Below are 18,897 nucleotides of genomic sequence, written 5' to 3'. Positions count from 1 at the left end.
AACTGCTCGATTTACTCGAGCAGTTTTTTTATAGAGTCTTTGTAATTTCTTCCTACAGGGATAATATCCCCATTCGAAAGTTCAAGGGCAAAAGAACCAAAATAATTTCGGATAATCTTTTTTATCTTTTCAACATTAACGATATACGACTTGTGCACTCTTAGGAACTTTTCGTGTGGCAACTTAATCTCACAATCTTTAAGTGGCATCTTTGTCTTCATCTTACCATCCTTTGTAACGACTACCGTCTCGCCTTCGTCCGAGGTTAGAAAGATTATCTCATCGACATTTAGAAAAACTATTTCATCGCCAGTTTCTACAATGAACTTGTCTGTTTTCAATTTTTGCGCTAACTCTTTTAATCTTTGAATGTTATCAGCTATATTCGCTTTTTCAAAAGTACTCAACTTTCTAACCCTTTCAATAGCTTCCCGCAACCTTTCCTTTTTTATCGGCTTTAAAAGATAATCCACGGCGTTTTCTTCAAAAGCCTTTACCGCATACTCAGAGTAGGCGGTAGTAAATATGACGTATGGTTTGTGATTGATATGTTGGAGCACGTAAAACCCATCGTGTTCTCCAAGGTTTATATCAAGAAAAACTACCTCAGGTTTTTTCTCGTCTATCATTTTTATCGCTTCTTCTGCATCCTTGGCAACACCAAGCACTTCCAGTCCTTCTTCTTTTACCATTTTTTCCAATAACATCGCTAAAAGTTTTTCATCTTCAACAATTACGCAAGTCATTGACTCCCCCCTTGAAGAATCTTTTCTAATTTAGTTAACATCCTCCCAGGAAAGAGTAACAATCGTTCCAACTTCCGGGGAAGTTTCAAAATTTAACTCCACCTTCCGTGAAAAAGCACTCATCAATTCTTGAACAAGTTTTAAGCCCATTCCTGGAATTATCTTCTCTCCACCTTTCCCGTTATCACTAACCTTTATAGTAACAATCCCATTAACTTTCATACATTCCAGTTTTATCTTCCCGCCGTTTTTCGATTTCGCTATTCCATGAACTATAGAATTTTCTACTATTGGTTGCAAAACCAAAGAAGGAATTCTCACTGTCTCACATGCTGGACCCATAGTAATTTCATACTCAAGACCTTCCACCCTAACTTTTTGTATCTCAAGATAGCGCTTGGCAAGTTCCAGTTCATCCTTCAATGTCCAGACTTCAGGTGCATTCAACACAACTCTGAAAAGCTCTGCGATGTTTGACAAATATTCTCTAATCTTCTCTCTTTCCACTTGTAGGTGCAACATTGAAATTGCTGTGCTCAACGAATTGAAAAGAAAATGTGGGTTTGTTTTGTATCTCACAACCTGGATGCTCAACTTCTGCTGGACGTTTCTTAACTTCTCATATTCTTGCAATTGTTTTTCTAATTCTCTCTTCAAAGTTAAATAAGAAATTCCAAAAGAAACCAAAAGAAAGGTAGAAATAACAAGTAACGAATTTGAAAAGTTCACAAGCGAATCTTCTGGATATTTGTAAACCCACATTCTGAAGATATTTGAAAACAAGAAAATTACAGCAATAACTGCAATGAACAATAGTGTAAAATACAGAAATTTAGTTATTTTTCCAGGATTCTGTAGCTCCTTCCACCAAGTTCTGAAAACATAATAAGTCAAACCAACAGTGTTCACTATGACAAACACAGATACAACAGAGATGAAATACAAATTTGAAGGTAAAAAATACATCGTATATACGAAGATAATAAGTGCTATTACTTGCAAAAATAGGAAAACTCGCAAAGTTAATCACCCCTTGGAACGAATAGATTTTTCGCCCTTCAACACTAATTTTATCATAACAGTGACTTATAATAAAACCGACGCCTTTAAAGCGTCGGTTTGTTTGGAAAATTCTCTCACCTTTTACTTTTTTGGTTCAATTCTTCTCAGTTCTCCCGAAGCAAGTTTTGAAATTGCTTCATCAATATCTGTTCCTGGTTGAACCAAGTAAATTTCTATACCTCTCTCTTTCAAATCCTCAAACATATGTGGTCCTATCCTAACAGCAATAACTGCTTGAATCTCTCCTGTCGAGGCAAATACGTCTTCATGCCCGTGGTGATGACCTTCACCAAAGCCGTGATTACCATGATGCCAACCATGACCATATCCTTCGTGATTCTCGTGTTCTTCATAATGCTCGTGATAACCATGATGACCATGATGACCATGTCCTCTTGCATGAAGATTTTCTGAAAGTCTTCTGGCTATTTCTTTTCCATCTTGGAGTTCAACTATCATAAAATACTCAGCCCTACCAAAGTGACTTGCCACCGTTTTTCCATCGTCAGTGGGAATCGCAATTTTCACACCCAACACCTCCTTCAAGTTTGATTCTTTTCCATCTTTCAGGCATTCAAAAACAAATCAAACGCTTGCTTTAACTTCGATATGTATTCCACCAACTGCTCCAAGTATTTGAGACCTTCTTCTGTTATTTCGTAGACTTTCCTCAACCCACCGTTTCCTTCCTGAAGTGAGTAACTCACCAATCCATGGTTGTTCAGCTTTCTTAGCAAACTATAGATGACACTTTGATCATGCTTAAATGGATAATATTCCAATTGTGATATCTTTTCGTATAATTCGTAACCATGCATCGGCTTTTTTGAGAGCTCTCTCAAAACAACCGCCGTAAGATAGTCACCAACAGAAAAACCTAACTGCTCACATATATGAGGTCCATGATGTCCTTCACCATGATGTTGACATGCGCATTTTCTTCTCACGAACCCAATTCCCCTCCTCAACAACTGCTTGTTATAATTATCAGCATTGATTATATATCACTACTGATTTTTGTCAAGTAATATCTTAAAATTAACCCCCTTGGCACTTATTAGCCCAAGGGGGTGGGGGTACTGGTATGAGGAAGCTTCTCTGATATTCCGATGTTTTTAACTCTTATTTTAGACTATCATATTACACATCAAAATACAAGTCGTATTCTTTTGGATGTGGCACAGAGTTGACTTGCCTTTCTTCGAATAGTTTTGCCTTTATCCAGTGTTCAATTAAATCTTTCGGGAACGTGGTTAAGAATTCGTGATTATTCCTCAATGCTATACAACTTTCTTCGAGTGATTTTGGAAGAGGTTTAAGTTCTTTTTCGTAAACGTCTCCTTCAAACGGTCCGAAACCTTCAGATGTTGGGTCTATCTTCTTCCTAATACCATCGACACCAGCAAGTATCATCGCTGCAAAACCAAGGTATGGGTTACACGTCGCATCTATCGTTCGGAACTCAATCCTTCGCTTTTCTGGGTCTTTAACATAAGCAGGGATTCTAATGGCTGATGTCCTATTTGCAAGTGCAAAGACAGCGTTTGTTGGCGCTTCAAATCCTGGAACCAATCTACGGTATGAGTTCGTTGATGGGTTTGTAAAAGCCATGAGTGCTGGCGCGTTTTTCAACATACCACCAATGTACCAAAGCGCTTCTTGAGAAAGATTGTAAAGCTTATCACTATTGAAAATATTTTTTCCATCCTTTTTCAAGAATTGATGCACATGCATACCATTACCAGCCTCATCAAACATAGGCTTAGGCATGAATGTTACTAAGTATCCATATTGCTTTGCAACCATTCTTGCAACGTGTTTGACAAGCATCGTGTAATCTGCCGCTTTCAAAGCATCTACAAATGTTAATTCAATCTCTACTTGACAAGTTCCAACTTCGTGATGGTGGTACTTAACAGGCACTCCGTATTCAAGCAACTTTTTAACAATCGCATTTCTGACTTCCATCAACCTATCAAATGGAGGGATTCTGTGGTAACCTTTTTTCCTACCAATGAAATATTCCCCTGTCTCACTAGATTTCCAAAAACCCTCTGAGCTATCGATTTCGAACATGACTCTGTTAGACTTCACATCGTATCTCACATCTTCAAAGATGTGAAATTCATACTCAGGTCCCAGATAAACTTCATCCGCGATTTCTTTTATTGACTCAAGAGTTTTCTTCAAAATAGTTCTCGGGTCATGTGAGCACGGTGTCATATTTTCAACTTCGTAAACATCACAAATCATTGAAAGAACCTTTTCACCCTCGTATTCTTCGATAAATGCGGTCTCGGGGTCTGGTATAATAACCATATCACTGCTGAAGACTTCGGCATAACCAAGATTTGATGCATCAAATCCTACACCTTCAACAAAAGTCTTTTCAGAAAAGTTTGTTCTTGCAAGTGTCACATGTCTCCATCTACCCCAAAGGTCAACAACCTTAAGGTCTATGAAATTGATACCCTCTTGTTCAATCAATTTCAGAACTTGAGAACTGGTCATCCTAATCCCTCCTAATTGCTTTCTTTGCATATTAATACTAACATGCCTACTTTAAGGAAACAAATTACAGCATCCAAGTGGAACATACAAAAAACGATTTATCTTAAACTATCCTGAGAGCTTCTCATTTTTTCTTAAAAATTCTTCGATATGCTCTTTAAAAAGACGTTTGTTTTTAGGTTAATTCTATTTGAAATCCAACGCCATTGTTATATAATAGTTTTGCTTCTTAAAATAACACAATGAATTCAATTGAAATCATTGATGAGGGGTGAGAAATGTGAAGGCTATTATCCTTTGCGCAGGGAAAGGAACACGTTTAAGACCTCTTACCTACACAACGGCAAAACACCTTATTCCTGTTGCAAACAAACCTGTTATACTCTACACTATCGAGAAAATCAAAAGCGCGGGGATTAAGGAGATAGGAATCATTGTCAGTCCAGAAAACAGGCAAGATTTCATAGCTGCACTTGGTGATGGTTCACAATACGGCGTCAACCTGACTTACATCCTCCAAGAAGAACCAAAAGGTTTGGCACATGCCGTTCTCATGGCAAAAGACTTCCTCGGAGACGAGGATTTCATGATGTACCTTGGTGACAACCTCATCATGGACGATATAAGACCCTTTGTAAAAGAATTTGAAGAAAAGAAGGAGTTAAGCGCATTGATTATGCTCTCTCCAGTCCAAGAACCATCACGCTTTGGTATAGCGGTAATGGAAGGAAATAAAATTATCAAAACTATCGAGAAACCCAAAGAACCACCTTCAAACCTCGCAATTATTGGACTTTATCTATTCAGAAAGGATATTTTCGAAGGCATAGCCAACATCAAACCTTCTTGGCGCGGAGAACTCGAAATCACAGATGCGATAGACTGGCTTATTCAACATAAAGGAACTGTTGAAGGACACATTATATATGGTTGGTGGAAGGACACCGGTAAACCTGAAGACCTTATAGAGGCAAACCACAAGATTCTGGATGAAATTATCGAAGAATTCAAAATTGAAGGCACCGTTGAAGCTTCATCTGTTATACAAGGTAGAGTAAGTGTTGGAAAGAATTCAGAAGTGGTTAACAGCGTAATAAGAGGGCCGGTAATCATCGGGGACAACTGCACTATTTCGAACGCGTACATAGGTCCTTACACATCGATAGGTAACGGGGTAATGATTGAAAACTGCGAAATCGAAAATTCCATTGTCATGGACGAAGTTAAGATTTCTAACCTTTCGTTCAGAATAGATTCCTCTGTCATAGGTAAGAAGGTAGAAATAACAGAGAACGATGGTAAACCAAAAGGTGTCCAGATAATCGTGGGCGACCTCAGTAAGGTTATAGTCTCAAGATAACACAAAAGCTTGGAGGTTAGAGAGATGGTAAAGCTCATAGTTACAGACTTAGATGGCACTCTCCTAAACGATGAAAAACACATACCAAAAGAAAATATCGAAGCACTAAAAACAGCTATGGAAAAAGGTATACACGTAAGTGTTGCAACGGGCAGAAATTTCTACTCAGCCAAACCATATATCGAAGAATTAGGACTCGATGTTCCTGTCATCTTCCAAAACGGCGCGTTTATTTACCAGTGGATGGAAGATAAAGTCATATACAAGTCCGAGCTTAAAACAGAAATTGCCGAAAGGGTTATTGAGACGGCAAGAAAGTATCAGATTTTCTACATACTCTACAGAGACTTTCTCGAAGAAAAAGATATGTACATAGACCAACCATACAACGGTAACTTTTCACTTTATCTGAATCAAAATCGCTGGAGGTTGAATATTGTCGACAATGTGTTAAAATACTTAAAAAACAAACTTACAGTTGCCGAAATCGCGCTTGTTGGTAATGAGGAACAGATAACGCACGCTTTAAATGAAGCCCTTGACGGACTAAGAAATGCAACAAGCATTGTAAAAAATAACACGATAAACGAAGAAACTTTCTATGAAGTCTTTGGACCAAATGCTTCAAAAGAACATTCGATAAAGTATCTTCTCGAATATTTCAATGTTACGCCCGATGAAACGATGTATCTGGGAGATAGCTTCAACGACATAGGGCTTCTTAAAATGGTGGGTTATCCGGTAGTTATGGAAAACGGACATAGCGAAGTTAAACAATACGCAAGATATATCACAAAACCTAATAACGAAGCAGGAGTTGCTTACGCAGTAAAGAAATGGGCATTAGGAATAGATGAGTGAGTTGGTGATGAGAATAACTAAATTGTTCAAAGCTGCGATTTTATTCATTTTCTTAGGGGCTTTTAGCTTTGCATTTTTAGATGCCAAACAAATGAGTGAAATATCCTACAAAATCCAGTATATGATAGGCAATCGACAAGCCAAGGAACTTGTACAGTTCCTTGGCTCTTTAGATTTTGAAAAGTTGACGTTGATTGAAAAAGCTGATTATATAATCGCTCTTAGCGAGCTTTACAGTTGGGCAGGTGTGGATTATAGTTATTCTGAAAAAGCTTACAGATTAACAGATGAAATGCTCAAAAAGCATCCGGAATTCTGGAAATTTCACTATGCGATGGCGGTTGTACTCTCCCATAGGGTTCAAAAAAATAATCTTCTTGCTATAACGCTTGTTGGAAAAATAGACTACCATCTTAACCAAGCCATGCAATACGGACCCAAAGAATGGGAACCTTTCTTTTTAGCAGGCGTTCGAAATTTGGAAGTCCCGCTTTTTCCAAACCTCACACTCGCTGAACAATATTTGAAAAAGGCTTTAGAAAACAATCCGGACCACATCTACACATACTTAATGTATGGCAAACTTTTCGAAAAGAAAGGACAATTTTGCGATGCACTGAACGTCTATAAAACAGCACTCCAGTTATCCATCAGACCAGAATGGAAAGTAGTTGACGAGGAAGCAAAAAACGAGATAAAAACCAGAATCTCGGAGGTGGAAAGGAAGTGTACCAAAAAATAAAAGGAACGGAAGATTTATACGGCCAAGAGATGAAGTATTGGTACTGGATAGAAGAAAAAGCCAGAAAGATTTCTTTGGTGTACGGATTTACAGAAATTCGCACACCGATATTTGAGGAGACAAAATTGTTTGTCAGAAGTGTTGGTCAAGATACAGATATCGTCCAAAAAGAGATGTATACATTTGAAGACAAAGGTGGTAGGAGCATCACTCTAAGACCGGAAGGAACCGCTCCAGTTGTGCGCGCATTTGTCGAAAATGGTTTGATTACCCAAGGCTTCCCTCAAAAATATTTTTACATCGGTCCAATGTTCCGTTACGAACGTCCACAATCTGGAAGACAGAGACAATTCCATCAATTTGGTGCAGAAATCTTCGGAAGCCCCTCTGCTCTCGCTGATGCCGAATTAATAGCCTTTGTTGATAGATTTCTTAGAGATATAGGACTAGTGGATTTTGAGATACATATAAACACCCTTGGAGACGCAGAAGACCGGGCAAATTACAAACAAGCGCTGAGAGAATATTACGCTCAGCACCTGGATCATCTTTGCGATGATTGTAAAGTAAGATACGAACGCAATCCCTTGAGATTGCTCGATTGTAAAGTAGACGTCGAATACGCAAAACAAGCCCCCAAACTTATAGATTACATAGGCGAAAACGCACGAAAACATTACGAAGAACTAAAAAAATTACTCAACGGTCTTGGAATAAAATATGTAGAAGACCCAAGACTCGTAAGAGGGCTTGATTACTACAATCGAACTGTGTTCGAAGTGCACCATCACAAACTTGGCGCGATGAGCGCAATTGCTGGTGGCGGAAGATACGACAATTTAATAAAAGAAATTGGTGGTAAAGACGTCCCGGCATTAGGATTTGCTGCTGGTATGGAAAGACTGATACTCGCATTAAAAGCCGAAAATGTGCACGTTGATGATATAAAGATAAATGAAGTGTATATCGCACACTTTGGAGGAGAGGAAGTTAAAATAGAAGCGATGAAACTTGCCCAGCAACTTCGCAGGGAAGGTATCGCGGTGAACCTTGAAATCATGGAAAGAGGACTGAGTGCGCAACTTAAAAACGCTGCAAGAACAGACGCAAAGCTTTGTATAATCATTGGTGAGAACGAACTTGAAAGGGATATTGTATTAGTCAAGAACATGGAAACAGGTGAGCAACTTGAGTTTGAGAAGAACTTTGTTGTCACCGGTATCAAAGACCTGCTAACAGAACTAGCGTAAAAAATTAAAAGCTCCCGTGTGGGAGCTTCTTATGGGTATTGGATTTGGCTGGGAGGGGAGGATTCGAACCTCCACTGGCGGATCCAGAGTCCGCAGTCCTGCCATTAGACGACCTCCCAACACGCCTTGAACAAGCAAGGCAAAATATATTTTACCATAAGGATTGGGGTTGTCAATGGAGCAAGTCAGTAAAAGACTAAAAGAAAAAGAAGAGGTGGGAAAATGAGCTTTGACATAGTTGTAGTTGGAGCGGGGTTGTCAGGTGCAACAGCAGCAAGAATCTTAGCTGAATCAGGAAAGAGAGTTCTTGTTATTGAAAAACACAAACACATTGCAGGACATTGCCATGATTACAAAAATGAAAATGGTATTACCATCCATACCTACGGTCCGCATATCTTCCACACCAATAACAAAGATGTTTGGGATTTTGTTAACCGTTTTACCGAATTCCACTACTACCAGCACAAAGTCCTGAGCTATGTTGAAGGAAAACTTTTACCATTTCCAATCAACAGGGACACACTCTGCGAAGTGTTTGGGGTTAATATAGCCACATACGAAGTGGAAGAGTTCTTGGAAAAAGAAGTGAAAAAGTCAAAGTTCAATAACCCACCAAAGAATTTCAGAGATGTAGTTGTTTCACAAGTTGGGGAAAGGTTATATGAAATGTTTTTCAAAAATTACACAATAAAACAATGGGAAAGAGACCCAGAAGAGCTATCACCAGAGGTAGCAAAGAGAATACCGATAAGGACAAATAGGGATGATAGGTATTTCTCAGACAAATACCAAGGAATTCCAAAACATGGTTACACGAAGATGGTAGAAAACATGCTAAATCATGAAAATATAGCTATACTCACAGGAGTGGATTACTTCGAAGTAAGGGATTTATTCAAATCGGAGCTAACAGTATATACAGGAGAACTTGATAGGTTTTTTGATTATGTGTATGGGAAACTCGAATATCGTTCGTTGAGGCTGGAGTTGAAGACATACGACAAAGAATATTACCAACCGGTGGCAGTTGTCAATTACCCGAACGATTACGATTGGACAAGGATAACTGAGTACAAGCACTTTTTGAACGAGAAGAGTGAGAAAACGACAGTATGCTTTGAATACCCACTTGCAAGCGCGGAACCATACTACATAGTGATGACACAGGATAATATGGAGAAAAGGGAAAAATATATGAAAGAGGTAGAGAAGTTAGAAGAGAGTGGGGAATACATATTTGTAGGGAGGCTTGCGGAATACAAGTACTACAATATGGATCAAGTTATTGAGGTTAGTAAGGAAAAAGTTTCGAAATGGCTTAAGGAGTGATTTTTCTGACGTACTATGTCCCTTACTTTCACTGGGGAAGCAAATTCAACGCAGGATTCAAAGCAAAAATGGATGTAGAAAGAGTGTTAATAAGCATGGGACTTGAACGGATAGATATTTTCAAAGGTAAAACAGAAGAGACAGAAAAAGTTTTTATGCCTCATAAACTCTTCGCGTTACTCTTCCGTTCTTGGGTTGATAAAGGTATTAGAGAATCAAACGCTGTATTTCAGAACGGAACAGGTCTCGATTCCTTCATTGCACCATTCTTGAAATCAACTTTCAAGAATGGTAGAAGAATCGTCGTAATACATGATATTGAAAGCATCAGATATGCGAGAAAAATTGACATATTGAGAGAACGCTTTGTCTTTAAGAATTTCACACATGCAGTAGTTCACTCCAAAAAGATGGCAGAATACCTTAAGAACGAACTGAATTTTCCTGGAGAAACTTTCATATTAGGTTTCTTTGATTATCTTCTTGAACGTATAGATAAAGAAAAACTTCTATCAACACCACATAAACCAAATGGTAGATACATAATTACATTCGCTGGTAACCTTGCAAAATCAAAGTTTATAGAAAAAATGCTTCATAAATCGCCTTTTAAAGGTTATACACTTCATCTATACGGCAAAGGTTACAACGGAGAAGTCAGAGAAGGCATACTTGAACTAAAAGGGGCATTTCACCCCGATGAACTACCATACAAAATTGAAGGACACTTCGGATTAGTCTGGGATGGAGAAGAAATAGAGACTATCGCCGGCACAACCGGAGAGTACTTGAGGTATAACTCTCCGCATAAAGCCTCACTTTACATTGTGAGTGGTTTACCGTTGATAGTATGGAAAGAATCGGCAATCTATGAACTTGTCAAACAATACAATATAGGTTTTGGTGTGTCAAATTTGATGGAATTAGATGAAAAACTTTCTCAGGTTACAGAAGATGAATACAAAACATGGAAGAAGAATATTGTTGCGTTAGCAGAAACTCTAGCAACTGGAAAGAATCTGGAAGAACTGCTCAGAAAAATTTTGGATGTTTAGTTCGTCAGCTTCTATCGTTTGCGAAATATCGAGCCTAAATGTCTTAAACCATAAAGCGATATATAGAATATCCTCAGCGTAAATATCGTTAACGGTCGTGGAATATTGTAGTTTTTGCCGTAGCCGAACTTTAAGACAGGTCTGAAAGCTTTGTATCCACCTGCGTTGTGTACAACATAAACTTTTATCTTTTCACCATTTTTTATTATGTAGAAAATCCCATCTTCTATTTTATACCTGACTCTTGCTGTCGTTGGGATGAAATTGTATATGACTGGAAGCTTGAAAAAACCGTTTTCATAAGCGTAGTAATTTAAAAGTATCATATCAACACCCCAGGCGTAGCTATCCTTAACTTTTGAGAATGCTCTTTCTACAAAGTCGATATAAACATCACGAGGATATACCACAAAACCCGCATTTATCAGTTGCTTTTTCCATAGCTTTTTTCGTACCTCATCTGCATTCTCAACTTTAGTTTCATTGATTATCATATCCATATTTGGCGAAAAGTCTTCTGTAACCGCCCTTATTTGTGTTGTACTTTCTTTAAACAGGTGTGATATATCACCTTGGAAGATTATATCTCCCGAATCGCATAAAATAACCTGCTCATAAGCAGGATTTTCTTTTAAAAAATCCGCCAGTTCCAAAAATCTTGTATTGTTAATGTGTCCATCTACTCGGTTTGCCTTCCTCACAATAGCCCCTTGTTCGGAAAGCTTTTGAACTATATCTTCCGATAATCCATAATCCATAATCAGTACATCTATCTCAGATAAATCAACATTATCTTTAAGCGACCTGAACCAGTGGTTCAGCAAAAACTCTTCGTATTTTTTGTTACATGCTGTTGCTATCAAGTACCTTTTCATTGTCAAGCACAACACCCGCTTTCTCAGAGTCATCCTGCTGATTTCATGCCTTTAATCTGAAAATTATATTTGCAGTTCTAAGTAATACGTAAGTTAATTCCGGAGAAATAGCATACATCCTCAATACAAATTTCATCTCTTTCCCCATCTTCGTTGGATTGTACTCGCGTTTTAACTTAAGTATCTGCTTGCGAATGTTCGGAGCTCTGGCGATTTTTATCCACTTACGAAATGAATATCCATTGTAAGCAAGATTTCCAATAGTCCAAGCATATGCTTTTGGTATCACGTATTCTTCCAACAACTTTACAAGTTCAGATTCGTTATTCAATTCAAAAAATCGCTTCAACCTTTTCATAGATCCAACATTATGAAAGACTGCTAATGTTGCCTGTTTTGTAACTGAGTTATGTCTATAAACAAGTGATGAGAACTTCCTATTGAACATGTAAGCTGCGTTTGAAAAGTACAAGAATTTAGAGATAAACTCGTTATCTTCACCAAATTTTGCACCTTTAGTAAATCTTATTTCGTATTTATCGACAACGCTTTTGAGAAATATCGAACTGTTCATAGAAATATAACTTTTTCCAACAAGAAAATCCCTAAGCACTTCTCTTGGATTTTTTAATCCTTCGTCATAAACATAGCTTTCGTTGTACTTATATAAAACCCTTCCCTTCGAACTAACGACATCCTGTCCGCCAAAAGCTATCTCGCAGTTGTACTTTTCACATGTTTCAACTAAAACTTGTACGGCATCGGGCTCAAGCCAATCATCACCATCAAGGAATTTCAGATACTTCCCCTTCGCGTTTTCAATTCCAACATTCCTCGCTACGCTCACACCTTCATTTTTTTGTGTATCACTTTATAGGGAAATCTATTTTGATTTCCCAATATGTTTTCCACAACAACACCTGTTTTATCTACTGACCCATCGTTTACAACTATTATTTCTAAATTTTCATACGTCTGCTTTAACACACTCTCCAATGTCTTCGGGATGAATTTTTCAACATCATACGCTGGAATGACAACTGAAACAAGAGGTTTGTCAGAATTCATCGCTTAGTTAGTAATCTCCTCAAATCACCAATCAGAAGCACTTTTACCTTTGAAGGAAGATAAGTAATTGCTAAATATACCAAAATTAGATCAAGTGTGAAATAAATATACCAAAATTTATTCAAAAATACCATCACATCGGAGATGACCACTCCAAGTGAATTTATCAAAACATAAATCAAACTACCAAGTAGTATATGGTAAGAAATCACAAAAAGTGCGTTCATGGATAATCTCAAAAAGAACTTATCAATCTTTAACTTCTTCACCAAATCAGAAAGGAACGCGATAACAACTATCGCCAGAACCTCTCCAAGGAACGAAATTATTCCACTTTTTCCAAACCATTGGTTGTTCCAAGAAATATCACCATTGACCTGACTTATTAGAATCAAACCAACAGTTGCAAGCATAAAATCCACGATGGAAATGCTAAGGTTTCTCTTTTTCCATTCACGTCCTATCCAGAAAAATGGTAGTGCAACAATTGCAGCATCAATTTTAAAAGGTAGCGGTTCGTGTGCGAAAATCCTAAATACAAATGAACCTATAATCGAAAAAATTAGCAGAAATTTACTCTTCTCAACAAAATAGAACAAAATCTCTGCAAAGAAAAGCATCAAGAAAAACCATGTTGGTATCGCATTGACGGCAACCTGGTCTAATTTGTCCATCCTACCTAAGAGAAAATTCATTAAATACGTGTATTTCGGATACTTCTGCACATTAGCTGGTGCAATTAATAGAAAAATTATCGTGTTGATAAAACCCGCAACATAGTAAGTTTGAACAAGCAAAATTCTTGATGAGAGTAACTCTTTGAAATCTCTTTTCTTCCACTGGTATCCCCTTGCAAACACAAGTGAACCAAGTCCATAGCTGAAAAATGCATATATATAGTTTGGAGTTCCAGCGTGAACTAGCATAACAAAGAATATCGCCAATCCTTCCAATATAAGTATGTTTATTTTTTCGACTTTGTAAATACTTTTCATTTACCGCAAACACCTCGCTATTCTCTCACCACTTCCCGCTAGCACCACCGCCACCACTTCTGCCCCCACCAAAACCACCAAATCCTCCACCAGAACTTCTTCCAGAGCCTCTGAATCCGCCAAATCCACCAAAATTACCAGGTCCCATTGGACCACGTGGACCAATATACCATACCCCTCGCCTCGACAAAACTAACATGATAAAAACCACAATTAGTACTATCACTATCGTCTCAACATACGCCGAAGAACTCTTAGGTAACTCGGCATCTACATCAAACGTAAGTTCCACATTGTATTCCTTGGCAACTTCTTTCGCAAGAGCCAAATATCCGTAGTAAATACCTTTTGAGTAATCACCTTCCTTGAAATATGGAATGATATACTCATCCCTAATCCGTCCAGCCTTCCCATCCGGGATGGCGCCTTCAAGTCCGTAACCTACCTCTATACGCATTTGTCTGTCGTTTATCGCAACGAGCAACAAAACACCATTATCTTTCCCTTTCTGTCCTATTCCCCATCTTCTGAAAAGCTCAACCGCATATTCTTCAATTGTTATACCCTGTAGTGAGTCAATAATTACCGCCGTTACCTGCGCTGTGGTTTTATCTTCGAGTTCTTTTCCCACCGAAATTATCTTTTGAACGTATTCTGGTTCAACCACACCAACGTAATCGTTGATGTATTTGTATGGTGTGGGCTTTGGAAAATCAACTGCTAACAATATATTTGAAATAAACAACAAACCCAAAATTAAGTAAAACGTTCGCTTTAATCTCATCGACTCAACCCCATTCATATCGCAAGCTTAAAAATACTTTGCGATATCAGATTTTATTTTCTCATAATCTTCCAGTAGCCTATCAACTCTTTCAAACGGCGCATTGGAAAAAATCGTTTCAAACTCAAGCGTAAACGAACCAATGACGCGTTCCGATATCGGATAATATTTAGCTGGTGCAAGGCTGTATTTCTTTCTTAGCAACGAAATAACCTCTGAATACAATGGACGGAACTCATCAGTTACCTTCTTATCAACCACAAAGAGATTCAACCCTTCATCGTTTATTATCGTTCTACATATTTTATACTGTCCATCTTTGTATTTTTCCAAAAATTCCAAAACTTTCTCATTCACACGCTTGGCAAAAGAAAATGATTCTGTGCCAAAAACCTTTTCACTGAACATCTCCTTGTTTAGAAATCCATCATTTCCAGCAATCGCTACGAACCTGGTCTTTAACGGCAATTTCATTATACCACACTGACAAATCCATTGCTCATTCGGATTGTTTATAATCTCGCCGCAAAGCTTGATGAATTCATCTTTTTTCGCAAGTTCATTCATTTTGTAAATCGCAGGTGTGAGTGACATCGGCGAGGAAATCGAAATACCGACGACTTTTTCATCGGAAGGCGTGACTATGAAGTTCATATAAAACGGGAAAGTTGAAAAATGTTCAGTATGGTTAAGATGACAACTTACCACCGCCACATGGCGGTGGTAAACATCAAGCCTTTCTTTCTTACTCTCTAAAAACCCAATAAGTTCAGAAGTATCAAAATCTATTTTTTCTAATTTCTTAAACCTCTCAGGTCCTACATACATCGCTATTTCTCGACCTTCCTTCCCAAAATCAACTAAAATTACTTCCCTTCTTCATCTTTCAACATCGGCATCCTGATGCCGTGTTTCTTCGCCGTTCTGATTGCAATCTCGTATCCTGCATCAGCGTGTCTTACGACTCCCATACCTACATCGTTTGTAAGCACCCTTTCGAGCTTCTGCCTTGCCAATTCAGTTCCATCTGCAACGATAACAACGCCAGCATGGAGTGAATAACCAATACCAACACCGCCACCGTGGTGGAACGATACCCACGTAGCACCGCTTGCCACGTTGAGCATAGCGTTCAAAATGGGCCAGTCGGCAATTGCATCGCTACCATCTTTCATCGCTTCGGTTTCTCTATACGGACTTGCAACAGAACCTGTATCATGATGGTCTCTACCAATAACGATAGGAGCTTCGAGTTCACCTTTTCTCACCATATCATTCATTGCAAGTCCCATCTCAGCTCTTTGACCCATACCAAGCCAACAAATTCGTGCCGGAAGCCCTTGCCATTTTACTTTCTTCTGAGCCATTTCTATCCATTTCCTTAAATGTTCGTCTTCTCCGAAAAGTTCTAAAACCTTCTGGTCTGTTTTGTATATATCTTCAGGATTTCCAGAGAGTGCAACCCATCTGAACGGTCCTTTACCTTCACTGAAAAGGTCTCTGATGTATTCAGGTACGTATCCTGGAATATTGAACGCATCCTTAACGCCGTGGTCAAAAGCGAGCCTTCTGATATTGTTTCCATACTCAAAGACCTTTGCACCTTGTTTTTGCATTTCCAAAATAGCGTTCACATGTTTAACAACACTACCATATACCATCTCCAAGTATTTTTGTGGATTTTCTTTTCTCAACTTAAGTGCTTCTTCAAAAGAAATACCTGCCGGAACGTATCCGTTGAGTGGATCATGTGCAGCTGTCTGGTCTGTGACAACATCGGGAATGATTCCTCTTCTCACAAGTTCAGGATGTACGTCAGCCGCATTGGCAAGTAGACCTATCGACAGAGGTCTACCTTCCTTCATGGCTTCTTTTGCCATTTTCAACGCTTCGTCGAGACTATCTGTCCACGTATCAAGGTACCCCGTTTGAAGCCTTCTGTCTATCATTCGTTTATCCACTTCAACAGCGATTACCACACCATCGTTCATTGTTACAGCAAGTGGCTGAGCTCCACCCATCTCACCAAGCCCAGCTGTCAACACAAGCCTTCCTCTAAGTGTTCCACCAAAGTATTTTTTAGCAACCGCATAGAACGTCTCGTAAGTCCCTTGGAGTATACCCTGTGTGCCAATATAAATCCAGCTTCCTGCGGTCATCTGACCATACATGATTAGTCCGCGTGCTTCAAGTTCATTGAAGTACTCCCAGGTTGCCCACTTTGGAACAAGGTTGGAATTTGCAATGAGTACACGCGGAGCCCATTCATGCGTTTTCCAAACGGCAACAGGTTTTCCGCTTTGAACAATAAGTGTTTCATCATTTTCGAGTTCCTTAAGCACTTCGACTATCTTGTAGAAACATTCCCAATTTCTAGCTGCTTTTCCTTTACCACCGTACACTATCAAATTTGCCGGGTCCCTTGCTACTTCAGGGTCGAGGTTATTCATAAGCATACGCATTGCAGCCTCTGTCTGCCATGACTTACACGTTAACTTTGTTCCCCTTGGAGCTCTAATCACTTCTGCCATACTCAAACCCCCTTTGAAAAACATCCAAAATGCATTGAAAAGCTCTATATTTTTATTCTACCCCTAACCACGACTTTTCTCAATTCTTCCTAAAATAACCATACCTAAGAAAGACAAACGTTTAGGAATAAATTCAAAGCATTTCAAAAATCATTTAACGCATTTTTCTATTTTTCTTTATTCCGTCCCTTTCCAATTTTCTCGTATCTTTTCAACAACTTCCTTGGCAGTTTTTGTAGCAGCAATACCACCGAGACCTGTTTCTCTCAGCGATTCGGGTAGCGATTTCCCAACTTCGTACATTGCTTCGACAACTTCATCGAACGGAATGACACTCTCAATACCAGCTAATGCCATTTCCGCTGTAGCAATCGCCACATTTACAGCATTGCCATTCCTTTTCACACATGGTACTTCAACAAACCCACCGACAGGGTCACATACAAGTCCCATAAGTGCTTTCAAAGCTAAAGCAGCTGCATGCCCAACTCTGATAGGATCTTTCGAATAATAGTAAGTCAACAACCCAGATGCCATCGCTGTTGCCGTTCCAATTTCTGCTTGACACCCACCGGCAGCACCTGAAAGCGTTGCCCTCTTTGCAACAACATTCCCTATGCCCGAGGCAACTATGAATGCTTTAAGCAAATCATCAAAATTTGCTTTTTCAACCTCCCAAAGCGCATAAGCAACACCTGGGACAACACCGCATGAACCCGCAGTTGGACAAGCAACTATCCTTCCCATCGATGCGTTTGACTCACCCATAGAAAGTGCAACAACCATTGCTATATGATTAAAATTGCTCATCATCCTTGGTTTCACATTCGCAAGTTTGTAGGCATTATCACCTGTCAATCCCGTCAGCGTTTCGAACCTTTTACCAAAATTCTTCTCAGCTTCCTCGAGCATAACCCTTAACAAATTACTTAGCACCTGCTTAACTTTCTCCGGATCTCTACCTGTTTCTATCATCTCTTGAGCCAATATAATCTCGCTGAACTCAAGATTTGTGTTTTGCCATATTTCAATTAGCTCTGCGAATTTCATATAATCTCACCTTCTTCAAGCCTTACCGCATACACTTCGATAACATTCTTCAGTGTTCTGATGCATTCTAAAACCTCTTCGGTAGGATTTTCATCGAGCTCAATAATCGTTAAAGCAATCCCCTCAAGTGCATTAACCCTGCGCAAATAAACATTCGCAATATTCACGTTTATGCAATCCAAAATCCCCTTTAGAGCACCTGGTCTATCTTTATTAACAACAACCAATGCAGGATAATCGCCAGCGAGTGAACACTCCACACCGTTGATTTTTGTAATCCTAATCGCTCCGCCGCCGATGGAAGAACCTTCAACTTCGTTGTATAAATCTCCTTTATGCGCTTTAATTAACACAGTATTAGGGTGCACATCACCAAGGTCTGCAAATTCAAATTCATATTTTAAACCCACATCTTTTGCCAACTTGTATGCATCCTTCACTCTCGGGTCATCCGCTTTTAATCCGATAATACCAGCCAACAGTGCTCTATCGGTTCCATGACCTTTGTAGGTTAACGCAAACGAACCATGCAAAGTAAAGACAACACTATCTGGAATTCCCATCAGCTTATACACAAACCTTGCAATTCTCAGAGCTCCAAGTGTATGTGAACTTGATGGACCTGTCATAACAGGACCTGAAACTTCGAGCAAACCCATGAAATTCACCTCGACT

Annotated in this window: 18 protein-coding genes, 1 tRNA gene and 1 pseudogene; 6 read left to right on the top strand and 14 right to left on the bottom strand. The window is 39.0% G+C overall.

Translation table 11 applies throughout. The features are described from left to right. Window positions 1-11: 11 nt before the first annotated feature. From JM64_RS06590 to glnA, 5 genes are all read right to left on the bottom strand, one after another. Window positions 12-746: a LytR/AlgR family response regulator transcription factor gene (locus JM64_RS06590; RefSeq protein WP_064011976.1), complete on the bottom strand. Its 735-nt coding sequence runs from the start codon at window positions 744-746 to the stop codon at window positions 12-14. A gap of 30 nt (window positions 747-776) precedes the next feature. Further along, a complete protein-coding gene (locus JM64_RS06585) occupies window positions 777-1,766 on the bottom strand; it encodes a sensor histidine kinase (protein WP_064011975.1) in 990 nt (329 codons plus the stop codon). Between the two features lie 123 nt (window positions 1,767-1,889). Beyond that, window positions 1,890-2,336, bottom strand: a complete 447-nt coding sequence (locus JM64_RS06580; RefSeq protein ID WP_064011974.1) for a NifB/NifX family molybdenum-iron cluster-binding protein — start codon at window positions 2,334-2,336, stop codon at window positions 1,890-1,892. 38 nt (window positions 2,337-2,374) lie between these two features. Then, a complete protein-coding gene (locus tag JM64_RS06575; protein WP_064011973.1) occupies window positions 2,375-2,755 on the bottom strand; it encodes a PadR family transcriptional regulator in 381 nt (126 codons plus the stop codon). A gap of 193 nt (window positions 2,756-2,948) precedes the next feature. Next, entirely contained in the window at window positions 2,949-4,319 is a 1,371-nt protein-coding gene (gene glnA / locus JM64_RS06570) for a type I glutamate--ammonia ligase (RefSeq protein WP_064011972.1), read from the bottom strand. A gap of 280 nt (window positions 4,320-4,599) precedes the next feature. On the opposite strand from glnA, the gene JM64_RS06565 reads away from it, so the two are divergent. The 4 genes from JM64_RS06565 to hisS are packed head-to-tail and all read left to right on the top strand — an operon-like array spanning window position 4,600 to window position 8,532. Next, complete coding sequence (locus tag JM64_RS06565; RefSeq protein WP_064011971.1) at window positions 4,600-5,679, top strand: glucose-1-phosphate thymidylyltransferase; 1,080 nt, start codon at window positions 4,600-4,602, stop codon at window positions 5,677-5,679. 24 nt (window positions 5,680-5,703) lie between these two features. Further along, window positions 5,704-6,540, top strand: coding sequence for a Cof-type HAD-IIB family hydrolase (locus tag JM64_RS06560; RefSeq protein ID WP_064011970.1), 837 nt, complete (start codon window positions 5,704-5,706; stop codon window positions 6,538-6,540). A gap of 7 nt (window positions 6,541-6,547) precedes the next feature. Further along, complete coding sequence (locus JM64_RS06555; RefSeq protein ID WP_064012561.1) at window positions 6,548-7,282, top strand: tetratricopeptide repeat protein; 735 nt, start codon at window positions 6,548-6,550, stop codon at window positions 7,280-7,282. Next, complete coding sequence (hisS, locus tag JM64_RS06550; protein ID WP_064011969.1) at window positions 7,267-8,532, top strand: histidine--tRNA ligase; 1,266 nt, start codon at window positions 7,267-7,269, stop codon at window positions 8,530-8,532. Before JM64_RS06555 ends, hisS begins: the two co-directional genes overlap by 16 nt. A gap of 45 nt (window positions 8,533-8,577) precedes the next feature. On the opposite strand, the gene JM64_RS06545 is transcribed toward hisS, so the two are convergent. Continuing rightward, window positions 8,578-8,651: transfer RNA gene (locus JM64_RS06545), tRNA-Gln, on the bottom strand. 103 nt (window positions 8,652-8,754) lie between these two features. Between JM64_RS06545 and glf the strand changes: the two genes are divergently transcribed. Next, window positions 8,755-9,864, top strand: a complete 1,110-nt coding sequence (glf, locus tag JM64_RS06540) for a UDP-galactopyranose mutase (RefSeq protein WP_064011968.1) — start codon at window positions 8,755-8,757, stop codon at window positions 9,862-9,864. An 83-nt stretch (window positions 9,865-9,947) separates the two neighbouring features. Then, a complete protein-coding gene (locus tag JM64_RS06535) occupies window positions 9,948-10,919 on the top strand; it encodes a hypothetical protein (protein ID WP_156487914.1) in 972 nt (323 codons plus the stop codon). A gap of 11 nt (window positions 10,920-10,930) precedes the next feature. On the opposite strand, the gene JM64_RS06530 is transcribed toward JM64_RS06535, so the two are convergent. From JM64_RS06530 to sdaAB, 8 genes and pseudogenes are all read right to left on the bottom strand, one after another. Then, complete coding sequence (locus JM64_RS06530; protein ID WP_156487913.1) at window positions 10,931-11,794, bottom strand: glycosyltransferase family protein; 864 nt, start codon at window positions 11,792-11,794, stop codon at window positions 10,931-10,933. A gap of 43 nt (window positions 11,795-11,837) precedes the next feature. Further along, window positions 11,838-12,862, bottom strand: a pseudogene (locus tag JM64_RS06525) (glycosyltransferase family 2 protein). Next, window positions 12,859-13,857 carry a hypothetical protein gene (locus tag JM64_RS06515; RefSeq protein ID WP_064011963.1) on the bottom strand — a complete coding sequence of 333 codons (999 nt, stop codon included), beginning with the start codon at window positions 13,855-13,857 and terminating at the stop codon, window positions 12,859-12,861. Before JM64_RS06515 ends, JM64_RS06525 begins: the two are co-directional and overlap by 4 nt. A gap of 25 nt (window positions 13,858-13,882) precedes the next feature. Beyond that, window positions 13,883-14,641, bottom strand: coding sequence for a TPM domain-containing protein (locus JM64_RS06510; RefSeq protein ID WP_064011962.1), 759 nt, complete (start codon window positions 14,639-14,641; stop codon window positions 13,883-13,885). Between the two features lie 27 nt (window positions 14,642-14,668). Continuing rightward, complete coding sequence (locus JM64_RS06505; protein ID WP_064011961.1) at window positions 14,669-15,469, bottom strand: DUF4895 domain-containing protein; 801 nt, start codon at window positions 15,467-15,469, stop codon at window positions 14,669-14,671. 38 nt (window positions 15,470-15,507) lie between these two features. Continuing rightward, window positions 15,508-17,172, bottom strand: a complete 1,665-nt coding sequence (hutU, locus tag JM64_RS06500) for a urocanate hydratase (protein ID WP_064011960.1) — start codon at window positions 17,170-17,172, stop codon at window positions 15,508-15,510. A gap of 177 nt (window positions 17,173-17,349) precedes the next feature. Next, window positions 17,350-18,222 (bottom strand): L-serine ammonia-lyase, iron-sulfur-dependent, subunit alpha, encoded by an 873-nt coding sequence (sdaAA, locus tag JM64_RS06495; RefSeq protein ID WP_064011959.1) that lies wholly within the window; start codon window positions 18,220-18,222, stop codon window positions 17,350-17,352. Then, window positions 18,219-18,881 (bottom strand): L-serine ammonia-lyase, iron-sulfur-dependent subunit beta, encoded by a 663-nt coding sequence (gene sdaAB, locus JM64_RS06490; RefSeq protein ID WP_064011958.1) that lies wholly within the window; start codon window positions 18,879-18,881, stop codon window positions 18,219-18,221. Before sdaAB ends, sdaAA begins: the two co-directional genes overlap by 4 nt. Window positions 18,882-18,897: the final 16 nt, after the last annotated feature.

The organism is Fervidobacterium pennivorans (assembly GCF_001644665.1).
Lineage (GTDB): Bacteria > Thermotogota > Thermotogae > Thermotogales > Fervidobacteriaceae > Fervidobacterium > Fervidobacterium ngatamarikiense.
Note: the sequence above shows the minus strand (reverse complement) of the source record. Positions and strands in the feature narration are given on the sequence as shown.